The 14,543-nt window shown below is 66.1% G+C and carries 3 protein-coding genes; 2 read left to right on the forward strand and 1 reads right to left on the reverse strand.

Annotated features, from left to right (window positions below):
* Window positions 1–93 precede the first annotated feature (93 nt).
* Window positions 94–11,499 carry a tetratricopeptide repeat protein gene (locus tag AKJ09_RS30360; protein WP_146651360.1) on the forward strand — a complete coding sequence of 3,802 codons (11,406 nt, stop codon included), beginning with the start codon at window positions 94–96 and terminating at the stop codon, window positions 11,497–11,499.
* A gap of 229 nt (window positions 11,500–11,728) precedes the next feature.
* Window positions 11,729–13,105 (forward strand): sigma 54-interacting transcriptional regulator, encoded by a 1,377-nt coding sequence (locus AKJ09_RS30365; RefSeq protein WP_169927997.1) that lies wholly within the window; start codon window positions 11,729–11,731, stop codon window positions 13,103–13,105.
* 21 nt (window positions 13,106–13,126) lie between these two features.
* Here the strand turns inward: AKJ09_RS30365 and AKJ09_RS30370 are convergent, their stop codons facing one another.
* Window positions 13,127–14,500, reverse strand: coding sequence for a sigma 54-interacting transcriptional regulator (locus AKJ09_RS30370; protein WP_146651362.1), 1,374 nt, complete (start codon window positions 14,498–14,500; stop codon window positions 13,127–13,129).
* Between the last annotated feature and the right edge of the window lie 43 nt (window positions 14,501–14,543).

Below are 14,543 nucleotides of genomic sequence, written 5' to 3' on the forward strand. Positions count from 1 at the left end.
CTGTTGATCAACTCCACCCAAATAGAACGCGCGCTCTGATAGCGTTGATCGCGCCGCTGGCCTTTTCCGGTTTGGGGATAACCGAGGGAATCTATGGACCTGCAGGAACGTCTCAAGCAGCTCGAAAACGTTCGCGACTGGCAGGGGCTCGTCGAAGAGCTCGAAAAAGGCATCCAGTCTGCTGGTGCGAACGAAGCGAAGGCGAGTTTCCACCTTCGACTCGGTCAAGTCCTCGAGCAGAAGTTCCTGTCGGGCGTCAAAGCGCTCAAGCACTTCCAGGACGCTTACAAGCTCAATCCTGCATTGAGCGAAAGCTTGGAAGCTGCACGCGGCGTCTATTGGTCGCTCGGCAAGTTGAACATGGTGCAAAAGCTGCTCGAACTCGAGCTGCGCACCATCAAGGATGGGCCGCAAGCGAGTGCGCTCCTCCTCGAGCTCGGAGACGTGCTCAGCGACCTCGGTGACTACGACAAGGCGACGAGCACCTACGCACGCGCGCTCGCGACGAGCGGCGGTCAGAGTGCCGATGCGCGCGGTTGCCTGGAAGACGTGCAGGCCGAGAGCGGCTCGTGGCAGACCCACGTGCAGCAGCTCGTTCGCGCGGCCTCGGAAGCCGAGAGCGGGGAAGGCCGGAGCCGGCTTTACCTGCGTGCTGCACGCATCGCGCGTCGCTTTGCGCCGGATGACGTCCAGGATCTTCTCGAGCGCGCGTACTCGGCGGACCCGTCGAACAAGCAGAACGCGGCGCTCTACGAAGGTGCGCTCGCCGAGCTCGGCAAGCTCGATCACCTCGAGGCGCTCCAGTCGCGTCTCCTCGAAGGCGAGGGAGACATCAAGGCTCGGGCGCGCCTCGCGCACACGTTCGGCGCGCGTTGGGCGTCGCGCCACCAGAACGTCGACATCGGCTCGAAGTTCCTCGAGGAGTCGATCCGCCTCGACCCTGAGAACGAAGGCGCGTTCCACTACCTGCGTGACGCGTACGGTCGCAAGGGTGGCGACTGGGATCGCGTTCTCACGCTCGCCGAAGAGGCGGTCACCAAGTCGGACGGCAACGGCAACGCCACGTTCCTCCTCGCGCAGGCAGGAACGATCGCGTGGCGGCAGCTCGGCAACCTGATTCGCGCGCGTACGGTCTTCGCGCGCCTCAGCCAGATCGATCCGGAGCATCCCCAGCTCCTCGCGTTCGAAGCGCAGATTGGCGAGTCGCTGTCGAACCCGCCCCCGGCGCTCCCCACCGCGCCGCCTCCCACGATCAACAACACCTCGCCGCCGCCGCGCGATTTCGATCCGCGTCGCGCGTCCGTGCCCGACACCGAGACCACGTCGCCGCCGCCCGCGGTGATGTCGGAAGAGCCGGCCACGCCTGTCGAGCCCGAGCCTGTCACCGCGCAGCGTCCCGCGTCGGCTCCGCCGCCGTCAGCGGCTGCGGCCGCTCCGGCTGCCGCTTCCTCGCCGAGCGCCTCGGACGAAGAAGGCGATCCGAGCAAGATCGCCGAGCTTCGCGCCCTCGCCGACAAGCAGGAGGCGAACAAGCGTTACAACGAGTACGTCAAGACGCTTCTCCAGCTCGCCGCGATCGTTCCCGACGCGGTGGAGAAGGTGGAGCTCTACACGAAGGCCGCCGAGCTCTACACGGGTAAGTTCGCGAACCAGGCCGAGGCCGTGAAGGCCTACGAGCAGGTCATCGCGATCGACCCCGAGAACCGCGGTGCGATCGACTACCTGCGCCAGATGTACGAGAAGCGCAGGGACTGGGAGAAGCTCCTCGGTCTCGAGCGCAAAGAGGCTGAGCGCCTCTACGGCGACGAGCGCGCGCGGAAGTTCCTCGAGATCGCGAAGCTCGCCACCGAGCGCGTCAAGAAGCCCGAAGTCTGTATCGAGCTCTGGGCGCAGGTTCTCGACAGCGACCCGTCGAACGCCGAAGCCCTCGGCGCCCTCGGAGGTCTCTACGAGCGCAGCAAGGAGTTCGACAAGCTCGTCGAAGTCCTCGAGAAGCAGGCGGAAGTCACCTACGACAACGCCGCGAAGATCCAGATCCTCACGAAGCTCGGCACGATCTACGGCGATCGTCTGAACAACGACGAGGGCGCGGTCAACGCGTGGCGCCAGCTCCTCGCCCTCGATCCGAACGATCGCAAGGCGCAGGAAGCGGTCAAGAAGAAGTACCTCGCCCTCGGTCGCTGGGACGACCTCGAGGTCTTCTACGCCGAGAGCGGCAAGTGGGACGAGTTCATTCGCGTCCTCGAGCAGCAGGAGGCGAAGGAGACTGCGGCCGACGCGAAGATCAGCCTTCTCTTCAAGATCGCCGAGCTCTGGGCGGACAAGAAGCAGAAGAATGATCGCGCGGCGCGCGCCTACGAGAAGGTCCTCGAGCTCGAGGCGACCAGCCTCCGCGCGGCCGAAGCCCTCATCCCGATCTACTCGGCGGCGGGCAACTCGAAGGCCCTCGCCAACGCGATCGAGGTCAAGCTCGGTCACGAAGAAGACGCGTACGCGAAGCTCGCTCTCCTGCGCGAAGTCGCGGCGCTCTACGAAGGCAAGGTCAAGGAGCCGCAGAAGGCGTTCGCTCGCTATCTCTCGGCTTTCTCGTTGGCACCGTCCGACGAGCAGACCACGATCGACGTCGAGCGCGCCGCCAAGGCGACCGGCGAGTGGGCCCAGGTCGAAGCGGCCTACAAAAACGCGGTCGAGCAGGCGACCGACGCGGGTGACGCGTCGCTAGCCATCACGCTCCGCCTCAAGCTTGGTCGTGTCCTCGTCGAGGAGATGAACCAGGTCGACGAGGCCCTTGCCGTCTACCGCGCCGTTTACGACGCGGACAGCGAGAACGCCGACGCGCTCGCCGCCCTCGAGCGTCTCTACCGCGCCACGTCGCGTTATGCCGACCTTCTCGGCATCTACGAGAAGCGCCGCGAGCTCTCGCCGGATCAGGGCGAGAAGAAGCAGATTAGCTACGAGATCGCGAAGCTCTACGAAACGGAGCTCAAGGATCTCGATCGCGCGATCGACACCTACAACGGCGTGCTCGAAGACGAGCCGACGGACAGCCGTGCGCTCGCCGCGCTCGACGTTCTCTACCGTCAGCTCGAGCGCTGGGAGCCGTACGTCGACACCCTCCGCCGCCGCATCGAGCTCGATGCGACGGAGCAGGAGCTCATCGACCTCAAGTTCCGCCTCGGTCAGACCCTCGAGAAGCACACCGGCGACGCGGCCGGCGCGCTCGAGAACTACCGCGAGATCCTCTTCCTCAACGCCCAGCACGACGGAGCTCGCGAGGCTCTCGAAGCGCTCCTCGCCAACGAGAGCCTTCGCGGCGAGGCGGCGGCCATCCTCGAGAACATCTACGAGGAACGCGGTGACTGGTCGAAGCTCCTCACGGCGCTCGACATCCTCAGCGAGGCGGAAGGCGATTCGGACAAGCGCGTCGCGCTGCTCCGCAAGATCGCGCGCTTCTCGAGCGAGATGCTCAACGACCACGCGCGCGCCTTCAAGGCCCTCGCGTCGGCTCTCCGCGAGCAGCCGCATCACGAGCAGACCCGCGCGGAGATCGAGCGCATCGCCGAGATCTCCACGACGTGGAAGGCGCTCACCGAGCTCTACGAGCAGATCGCCGAAGGCCTGACCGACGCGCAGCTCGCGCGCTCGTTCTGGATGCGCTCGGCGATGATCGAGGACCAGCAGCTCGGTCTCGTCGACGAGGCGGCGAGCGGCTACGTCCACGTGCTCTCGCTCGACCCGGCGGACTCCGAGGCGCTCGACGCCCTCGAGGCCCTCTTCGTTCGCACGCAGCGCTGGACGGACCTCATCGGGGTCACCGAGCGCCGCATCGAGCAGACCGCGGATCCGGAGCGCCGCGAGGCCCTCTACGTCCAGATGGCGCGCATCTACGACGAGCAGCTCGCTCGTCCGGACGATGCGGTTGCATCCTACAAGCGTGTCCTCGAGCTCGACCCCGCGAGCCAGACCGCGCTCTCCGCGCTCGACGCGCTCTTCACGCGTCAGCGTATGTGGAGCGACCTCGCCGAGAACCTCGAGGCGCAGCTCGCGCTCGCCACCGAGGACGAGGCGCAGATCGCCCTGATGCTCCGTCTCGCCGCTCTCCGCGAGAGCGAGATGAACCAGATCGAGCAGGCCATCGACGGCTACCGCTCGGTGCTCGAGCGCGACGTGTCGAACGCCCAGGCCCTCGCGGCTCTCGAACGTCTCGGCCGCGACGCCGCCTACGAGCTCGTCATCGCCGACCTCCTCGAGCCGCTGTACCGCCAGATCGGCGACTACCAGAAGCTCATCGGCGCGCACGAAGTCCAGGTTCGCCGTGCGGACGATGCGGCTCGTCGCGTCGACCTTCTTCACCAGATCGCCCAGCTCCACGAGGACGCCGCCGCGGATCTCAACAGCGCTTTCGCGACCCTCGCGCGCGCGCTGAAGGAAGATCCGGCGAACGACGTCACGCAGCAGCAGATCGATCGCGTGGCCCGCGCCACGAGCCGCTTCGACGACCTCGCGCAGGTCTATCGTCAGCTCGCCAGCGAGATCGAAGACGCGCAGCTCGCCAGCTCGCTCTTCATGATCAGCGCGCGCGTCTACGAAGCCGACATCGGCGACGTCGACACGGCCATCGCGCTCTATCGCCGCGTCCTCGAGATCGATGCGACGCTCCTTGCGGCCGCCACGTCGCTCGAGCGCCTCTTCCGTCAGACCGAGCGCTACCAGGACCTTTCGCAGATCCTGCAGCGCAAGGCCGAGATCCTCGACGAGCCGGGCGACAAGAAGGACGCCCTCTTCCAGGCTGCGGCCATCGAAGAGGACGTCCTCGAGAAGCCGGAGGCCGCGATCGCGGTCTACAAGAAGGTCCTCGAGATCGACGAAGACGAGCTTCGCGCGCTCGACGCTCTCATCAAGCGTTACCTCGGGCTCTCGCGCTGGGCGGACCTCCTCGCGGTCTACTCGAAGAAGGCCGATCTCGTCGCCGATCCCGACGAGAAGAAGCGCATCTACTACCAGGTCGGCGCCGTCTTCGAGCGTGAGCTCGGCGACGTCACGTCGGCGATCGACACCTACCAGAAGATCCTCGAGCTCGATCCCGACGACCTCCAGGCGCTCTCGCGTCTCGACGTCCTCTACGAGCAGGCTCAGAACTGGCAGGAGCTCCTCGGCGTCCTCACCCGCGAAAGCGAGATGTGCGACGACCCGAACGAGTCGATCAGCTTCCAGTACCGAATCGCGGAGCTCTACGAGAGGCGCCTCGACGACGTCACGCGCGCCATCGAGCTCTATCGCGAGATCCTCCAGCGTCAGGTCGATCACGAGCCGACCCTCACGGCCCTCGAAGGCCTGAAGAGCGGTGAGAAGGATCCCCTCGGCGCGGCCGCCGTCCTCGAGCCGGTGTACGAAGCTGCCAGCGACTGGCCGCGACTCATCAGCGTCCACGAGGTCCAGGTTCGCCACGCGAGCGACCCGTTCCAGCAGGTCGACTTGCTCCACCGCATCGCGCGCCTCTACGAAGATGCGCTCGAGAGCCATGGCAACGCGTTCGACACGTACGCGCGTGCGCTCACCCTCGACAACGGCAACGAAGCGACGCTCCAGAACCTCGAGCGCCTCGCGATGGTCGTCAACCGTTGGCCGCAGGTCGCGTCGCTCTACGACGTCGAGCTCGACAAGCTCACGGAGACGCCGGATCGCTTCGTCGAGCTCGGACTCCGCCTCGCGCAGATCTTCGAGGTGCAGCTCGAAGACGTCGACAACGCGATCATCCGCCACCGCAAGGTGACGGAGGTCGAGCCCGAGAACCAGAACGCGGTTCGCTCGCTCGATCGCCTCTACCTGCAGACCGAGCGCTGGCCGGAGCTCGCCGCCATCCTCGAGCGCGAAGCCGAAATCGGCCAGACGCCCGACGAGATCCTCGAGTTCAAGTACCGCCTCGGTGAGGTGCAGCAGCACCGCTTGAACAACCTCGATGCGGCCATCGCGGCTTACCGCGACGTCCTCAACGCGGCGCCCGAGCACCGCTCGACGCTCGAGGCTCTCGAAGGCCTCTTCGCGGCGGGCACCAAGCAGGTCGAGATCGCCGAGATCCTCGAGCCGCTCTACCGCGCAGCGGGCGAGTGGGAGAAGCTCGCCGGCGTCTACGAAGCGCAGCTCGCGCACACGCAGGGCCAGGAAGAGCGCCTCCAGGCGTACTACCGCATCGCGGAGCTCTTCGAAGAGAAGCTCATCGATCCGGTGCAGACGCTCAACGTCTACATCCGGGCGCTCAAGGAGTTCCCGCTCGACGAAAAGGCTGCCGAAGAGGCACCGCGTCTGGCGAGCGGCATCGACGGTGGTTGGGAGACCCTCGCCAACGCCTACGCCGACATCCTGAGCCTCCACCAGGACGCGAACGTCCAGCGCGTCATCGGTCGTCGCCTCGCGAAGACCTTCGAAGACGAGCTCGGCGATATCGACAAGGCGGTCGAGACGTACCGCTACGTCCTCTCGGTCGAAGCGCTTGATCCCGAAGCTCTCGCGAATCTCGACCGGATTTACCTGTCGATCGAAGCGTGGGCGGATCTCGCGGGCGTCCTCGAGATGCGGGTCAAGGCGCCGACCGACGACCTCGAGCTCGTGGAGCTCTACGCGCGCCTCGGTGAAGTCTACGAGACCCGTCTCGGCGACATCCCGAACGCGACGATCGCGTTCCGCAAGATCTTCGACGGCCTCGACAAGACGCACGATGGCGCGGTCCAGGCGCTCGCCCGCATCTACGCAGGGCAGGGCGCGTGGGTCGAGCTCAACACGGTCTACGAGCGCGAGCTCGAGAACGCGTCGGGCGACGTCGCCGAAGCCGAAATCCGCGCCCGCATCGCGAACCTCGCGTCGGAGCGGCTCAACGATCCCATCCGCGCGATCGACACCTGGAAGGTCGTCCTCGATCTCCGCGGTGAAGATCCCGAGGCTCTCGCTGCGCTCTCGAACCTCTACGAGTCGCAGCAGGCGTGGCGCGAGCTCGTCGACATCCTCGAGCGTCAGTTCGACATCGCAGGCAGCGACGACGACCGCGTGAACATCCTCACGCGTCGCGCGCGCACCTTCGAGTCGCGCCTGCAGCGCGATGACCTCGCGCTCGACGACTGGAACCGCGTCCTCGACATCGACTACGCGAACCTCGCTGCTCTCCGCGCGATCGCCGCCATCCGGCGCCGTCAGCAGGAGCCTCAGGAGCTCGTCTCGGCCCTCCACCAGATGGTGGACCGCGCCGCGGCGATGTTCGACCCCGAGGAGCTCAAGGAGATCTTCCGCGAGCTCGGCAAGGTCTACGGCAGCGAACTCCAGCAGCCGTACGACGCCGCGGACGCGTGGCGCAAGCTCCTCGAAGTCGGCCCCGACTTCGAAGCGATGGATGCCCTCGAAGGCATCTACCGCGCGCAGGAGCAGTGGACGGACGTCATCGACGTCAAGATGCAGCGCGCCGCGGCCCTCGAGGACTCGGCGACGAAGATCGAGGAGTATCGTCAGGTCGCCGAACTCTGGCGCGAGACGGTCCAGGATCCGGACAAGGCGACCCCCGCCTGGCAGCGGATCCTCGAGGCCGATGTCGCGCACGACGAAGCGTTCCACCAGCTCGAGAAGCTCCACACCGCGGCCTCGCGCTGGGAGCCGGTCGTCGAGCTGTATCTCGGTCGCCTCGACACGCGCGAGGAGACGGCAGAGAAGACGGACCTCCTCCGCCGCATCGCCCGCGTCTTCGAAGAGAAGCTCGAAGACAAGAACCAGGCCCTCGACGCGCTCATCAACGCGCTCGGCGAGGACTTCCACGACCGCGACACGGCCAAGTACCTCGAGCGCATGGCTCAGGCGACGGGCCGCTGGGGCGAGGTCATTCAGACCGCGAACAATTGGCTCCAGCAGCAGACCGAGGCGCACCAGAAGATCCGCCTCTGCCTGCACCTCGCCAAGTGGTACGGCGACGACCTCGGTCACCCCGAGTACGCGCAGCCCTACTACGCGCAGATCGTCTCGCTCGATCCGAACAACGTCGGTGCGCTGCGCCAGATGGGGCAGCTCTATCGAAAGAACGGCAACTGGCAGCAGCTCGGTGCGACGCTCACGCGCGCTCTCGACGTCGCCGTCGCCGACGTGGATCGCAAGGAGATCCAGACGGAGCTCGGCGAGCTGCTCGACAGCCAGATGAACCAGACCGACCAGGCGATCTCGTACTTCCAGCGAGCGCTCGAGGTCGACCCGCTGTTCATCCCGGCCATCGAGAACCTCGAGCGCATCTACGCGTCGCGTGGTCAGAACAAGGAACTCGTCGACATCCTCGGTCGCAAGGTTCCGGCGCTCACCGAGCCGTCCGACATCGCCGCCACCAAGCTGCGAATCGGCGCGCTCAACGAGCAGATGTCGGATCCGCAGCGCGCTGCTCAGACGTACCGCGAGGTCGTCGAGATCGAGCCGCAGAACATCCAGGGTCTGCGCGGCCTCGCCCGCGTGTACCAGCAGCTCGAACAGTGGCCGGAGCTCGTTCGCGTGCTCGAAGCGCAGCTCGACGTGGTCACCACGGAGCGTGAGCGCATCGACATCCTGATGCAGCTCGCGAACATCCACGAGGAGCACTTCCGCAAGCCGGACATCGCGGCGGCTCGTCTCGAGCAGGTTCTCGAGATCGATCCGAACCACGAAGAGGCGTACTTCGCCCTCGAGCGTTGCTATCGCAAGCTGCGCCAGTGGCCGGAGCTCATCAACGTCTACGAGCGCCACATCTCGGCCACGCTCGATCGCAAGACCAAGACGGAGCTCTACGGAGCGATCGCCCAGGTCTACGCCGACGAGATCGAAGACACCGAGCGCGCCATCGACGCGTACAGGAACATCGTCGACCTCGACGACACGAACCTGCCCGCCCTCGAAGCGCTCTCGAAGCTCTACGACAAGGTCAACGACGCGTCGCAGTCGATTGACTACATGACGCGCGTTGCCGAGCTGACGCAGGACACGAAGCAGCGCGTCGAGTCCTTCTACAAGATCGGTAAGGCCCTCGACGAGAAGCTCGGTGATCGCGTCGCCGCGCAGGATCGCTACGAGATGGCGCTCGACCTCGATCCGTCGCACCTCGCGACCCTCGGGGCCCTCCGCCAGATCGCGATCGACAACGCGGACTACGACAAGGCCGCCCGCTACATCGATCAGGAGCAGAGCTACACGCCGGCGCCGCGTCAGCGCGCGCGCCTCCTCGTGGAGCTCGGTCGCCTGCGCGAGGAGATGCTCGGCGATCACGACAGCGCAGTGCTGGCGTGGGAAGCCGCGCACGAGGCGGATCCCGAGAACGAAGACGCCGCGATGCCGCTCGTCGACGAGTACATCGTGAAGGAAGCGTGGGAGCGCGGCGAGCCGCTGCTCGACATGCTCACGCGCAAGGCCGGCAAGCGTGACCGGGGCGAGCAGCACACGCTCTGGAACAAGCTCGGTATGGTCACCGCGAAGCTCGCCAAGGACGACAAGTCGTTCAAGGCGTACAGCGCGGCTCACCAGCTGGACCTCACCGACCAGACGACCATCCGCGGACTCGCGGAGGTGTGCTTCCGCCTCAAGGACTGGGGCGCGGCGCTCACCAACTTCCAGAAGGTCCTCACCTCGCTCGGCGAGGACGAGAACGCAGAGCGCGCCGAGGTTTACTTCAAGCTCGGTTGCATCAAGCGTGAGCAGGGCCAGGCGAAGCAGGCGATCAACAACTTCGAGAAGGCCCTCGGCGTCGACAACACGCACCGGCCCACGCTCGAAGCGCTCGTCGGCATCTACTCCGACCTGAAGGACTGGAAGCAGGTCGTCGCGTACAAGCGTCAGATCCTCGACAACGTCTTCGACGGCGAAGAGCGCTTCAAGGTGCTCCTCGAGATCGGCGACATCTGGAACGACCAGGACAAGAGCCCTGCTCGCGCCATCGAGGCTCTCGAGGAGGCGAAGGAGCTGCAGCCGGACAACCGCCCGCTGCTCCACAAGATGCTTTCTCTCTACGAAACGGTGCGCACCTGGGATCGCGTCGTCGAGACCATCCAGGCCATCGCGGACATGGAGAAGGAGCCTCTCCGCAAGTACAAGTTCATCTACGCGATGGCGCAGATCTATCGCGACCCGGACAAGTTGAACGACGTCGACCGCGCAGTCGAACTGTTCAACGAAGCCCTCGACCTGAACCCGACGTATCTCGAGGCGTTCGAACGCATCAACAAGATCCTCACGGCGCAGAAGGACTGGAAGGCGCTCGAACGCGCGTTCCGCAAGATGCTCCGCAGGCTCTCGACTGCGAACGCCGAGAACAAGGACCTCGAGTTCAACCTCTGGCACAACCTCGGCCTCATCTATCGTGACCGCCTCGGCGACGTGAACAGCGCCATCGAAGCGTTCAAGATGGCGACCCGCTACAAGCCGGACGAGCCGGTCGAGCGCCAGATCCTCGCGGAGCTGTACGAGAACACCGAGCAGCTCGAGGCCGCCATCGGCGAGCACTCGATCGTCCTCCAGAAGGACCCGCTGCGCGTCGACCCGTACCGCTCGCTCTACAAGCTCGCGCTGAAGATGCACGACTATGACCGTGCATGGTGCATGTGCTCGGCGCTCGCGTTCCTGCACAAGGCGGACGAGGAGGAGCAGCGCTTCTTCGAGGACTACCGCCCGCGCGGGATGATCCAGGTCAAGAGCCGGCTCGACAACGAGCAGTGGGTGAAGAACCTCTTCCACAAGGACGAGAACATCTTCATCGGCAAGATCTTCGAGATGGTGACCCCCGCGGCCATCGTTGCGAAGACGCAGGCTCTCGCGAAGGCGAAGCAGCTGCCCGCCCTCGATCGCCGCTTCAAGCAGGAGCCGGCGACGTCGACGGTCACGTTCGCGAAGACCTTCGGCTGGGCGGCGCAGGTCCTCGGCATCCAGTTGCCGGAGCTCTACGTCCGCAACGACGTCCCCGGTGCGCTCGTCGCGGTGCCTTCGCGCCCGCCGGCAAGCGTCGCGGGTCAGAGCGTGCTCACGGGGTACACGCCCCAGGAGCTCACCTTCATCGTCGGCAAGCACCTCTCGTATTACCGAGGTGAGCACTACATCAAGAACCTCTTCCCGACGCTCGGCGAGCTGAAGGTCGTGTTCTTCTCGGCCATCAAGATCATCCAGCCGGACTTCAACGTCCCGCCGGAGATGGCGCAGGCCGTGAACATGACCGCCGAAGAGTTCAAGAAGTACATGCAGCCGGTCGAGCGCGACTCGCTCCGCCTCGTCGTCCAGAAGTTCATCGAGGACGGCGCCAAGGCAGATCTGAAGCGCTGGATGCAGGCGGTGGACGTCTCGGCGGCACGCGCCGGTCTCCTCCTCTGCGCAGACCTCGAGATCGCGAAGAAGATCATCGCGGCCGAGCCGCAGCTCCCCGGCGACCTCTCGCCGCCGGAGAAGCTGAAGGAGCTCATCGTGTTCAGCGTCAGCGAGCAGTACCTCGCGCTGCGTAAGGCGCTCGGTATCGCGATCGGCTGAGTGCTCTGACCGCGTAACCCACGGAAGGCTCGGGACAGGTTCCCGGGCCTTTCTTGTTTTGTGGGCGTCGACGCTCCGGAGTCCATCGTCGTGGACACTGCGGGCGTGCGCAGTGTCGCCCTGTTTTCACGGGATTTGGTGCGGTGGGCGCCGCAACTCTCGGGACGCCTCGGTCGAGTGGCGCGTTGTCGACGTGATGTCGTGCGAGGCGTCGCGCGCGGAGGGTTTCATGCGCCAGAGGAATCTCGAGGAGTTGTTCAGTCCGAGCAACGGGCCTGCCAACGAAGTTCGCCCGAACGAAGTTCGTCCTAACGAGGAGGATCGACCGTCGACGGCGACGTCGCAGACGCTCGAGATCGCGATCGTGCCGCGAACGGGCGGCTGGGCGCTCGAGATCCAGGACGCTGCTGGAGGGCGCCGCGTCGTTCTCGGGCGTACGCCCGTCGTCGTCGGATCGAGCGCGCGCGCGGGCATCGTGATTGAAGACGCCACGGTCAGCGCGCGGCATTGCGAGATCGCCGTGCACGGAGCGTGGATCCTCGTTCGCGATCTCGGGTCGACGAACGGCACCTACGTCGGTGGCGCGAGGATCCACGAGGCGTGGGGGACGGAAGGAACGACGATCGCGGTCGGTCAGAGCACGCTCGTGTGTGTGGCCCACGAAGAGAACGACGACGACGGCGAAGAAGACGAGCCGCTGCCCGGCGTGGCGGGCGAGTCGCGCCCGATGCGGATCCTCGCGGGACAGGTGCGCCGGCTCGCGAAGCTCAGCGCTCCGGTGCTCGTGAATGGAGAGACAGGCGTTGGAAAGGAGCTCATCGTGCGCGCCTTGCACGCCGAAGGACCTCGCGCGGGTGGACCGTTCGTGGCGATGAACGTCTCGGCGCTGCCGCGGGAGCTCGTGGAGAGCGAGCTCTTCGGCCACGAGCGTGGGGCGTTCACGGGCGCGGTGAATCGTCGCGCGGGAGCGTTTGCGGAGGCGGAGGGCGGAACGCTCTTTCTCGACGAGATCGGTGAGCTGCCGATCGATGCGCAGCCGAAGCTCCTTCGCGCGCTCGACGGCTACGAGGTCAGGCGCATCGGCGCCGCCGGTTCGGGAAGAAAGGCCAACGCGCGGGTCGTCACGGCCACGCACGTCAGGCTCTCAGACAGCGTCGAGCGCGGCGCATTCCGGCGTGACTTGTTTCATCGACTCGAGGTGTTCGTCGTCGAGATCCCTCCGCTGCGCGAGCGTCAGGGGGACATCGTTCCCATTGCGCGCGCGATCCTCGCCCAAATGGAGCCGGACTTCGGGCTTCTCGAGATGACCCCCGCTGCCATCGGTCAGCTCACGGCGCATGATTGGCCTGGAAACGTGCGCGAGCTGCGCGCCGTCTTGCAACGCGCGGCCGACTACGCACGCGGCCGATCGCGCTTGGAGGCGGCGCTCATCGAACGTGCCCTTCGTAAGACGAGGCGCACGCCGGTGGCTTACGACGCCGAGGCGGCGCGGCAATGCCTCGAACGGCACGGAGGCAACGTGAGCGCAGCGGCGAGGGCCGCGAACGTGCCTCGCACGACGTTCCGGAAGCTTCTCACCGAAGGTGCAGGCCCGAAGAAGGCCTAGACGCGAGAGAACGCGTGCGCGTCAGATCTCGTGCTTGCGGATCAGACGATAGATGTACGTGCGGTGAATTTCGGCGGCGCGCGCGGCGGCCGAAACGTTGCGCTCGTGACGAGCGAGCAGGCGCTGGACGTACTCACGCTCGCCGAGGTCGAGCCATGCGTCGCGGAAGTCACGATACTTTTGGTCGAAGACCTTCTCGTCCGCCGTGACGAGCTTCGACGGCGTGGTGCCAGACGTCGGCTCGCTGGCGGCGACTGCATCCACCGGCGGTCGTTGGCGCGTCGGCTCGGACATCGCCAAGGCTTGGTCGGCGCCGAGTGCACGCGCGCGTTCGACGAAGTTACGGAGCTCGCGGACGTTGCCGCGCCACGGACGACCGAGCAGCTCGCGAAGGAGCTCGGGATCGGCCGACCCGGGGCTCTTCGACTGCTCGAGGAAGTGATTCACGAGCAGCTCGATGTCTTCGCGGCGATCGCGCAGCGCGGGCACCGAGATCGGAAGCGCCGCGAGGCGGAAGTAGAGATCCTCACGGAACTCGCCCGCGCTCACCATCGTGAGCAGGTCGCGGTGCGTCGAGGAAATGAAGCGCACGTCGGCCTGGCGCTGGGTGGTCTCGCCCAGTCGCCTCACGGTCTTCGACTCGAGCACGCGAAGCAGCTTCGGTTGCATCGAGATCGGCAGCTCGCCGATCTCGTCGAGGAAGACGGTTCCTCCGTCCGCAAGCTCGACCGCCCCGGCGCGGGCGGTGGTGGCGCCGCTGAAAGCTCCTTGAGCATGACCGAAGAGCTCGGCATCGAGAAGGTTCTCCGGGAGCGCCGCACAATCGACGACGACGAACGGCTTACCGGCGCGCGTCGAGGCGTCGTGAATGGCCTGCGCCACGAGCTCCTTGCCGGTACCCGTTTCGCCCTGGATGAGAACGGGCGCGTCGAGCGGCGAGATGCGGGCGAGCGCGGCAAAGAGTTCGCGCATCGCGAGGCTGGTTCCGACCAGACGCCCAAACCGCGCTTCGCGCCAGACAGGGACGGCCTTGCGTGGCTCGGCCTCGTAGTCGACCACGAGCTCGACGGCACCAAGCCGGACCTTGCCGTGGTCGGGAACGCGCGCTCCGGAGACCTGCAGGCCCTCGACGTAAGTGCCGTTACGGCTGCCGAGGTCGCGCACCCAGAGGCCGTCACGACGGGCTTCGAATTCCGCGTGGAGGCGCGAGACCGTGCCGTCCTGGATGACGATGCCCGAGCGCGCGGCAGAGCCGACGAGCTGGCGACCGTCGATGACGGTGGTGTGTTCTCCGGTGTCGTCCGTCCACACGATACGCGGCTGGCTTCGATAACGAACCCCCAGCGCAACCTCTTGCCTCAGCGTCTCCTCGCCCGGCGGATCCGTGTTGGTCATGAGCGCGCTTCCTCTATACCAACGAGGTTCGCAGATGGGCGAC

The organism is Labilithrix luteola (assembly GCF_001263205.1).
Lineage (GTDB): Bacteria > Myxococcota_A > Polyangia > Polyangiales > Polyangiaceae > Labilithrix > Labilithrix luteola.

Bases quoted from the DNA above. Each gene is read 5' to 3' on its own strand.
- AKJ09_RS30360 (WP_146651360.1), top strand. From the start codon at position 94: ATGGACCTGCAGGAACGTCTCAAGCAGCTCGAAAACGTTCGCGACTGG.
- AKJ09_RS30365 (WP_169927997.1), top strand. From the start codon at position 11,729: ATGCGCCAGAGGAATCTCGAGGAGTTGTTCAGTCCGAGCAACGGGCCT.
- AKJ09_RS30370 (WP_146651362.1), bottom strand. From the start codon at position 14,500: ATGACCAACACGGATCCGCCGGGCGAGGAGACGCTGAGGCAAGAGGTT.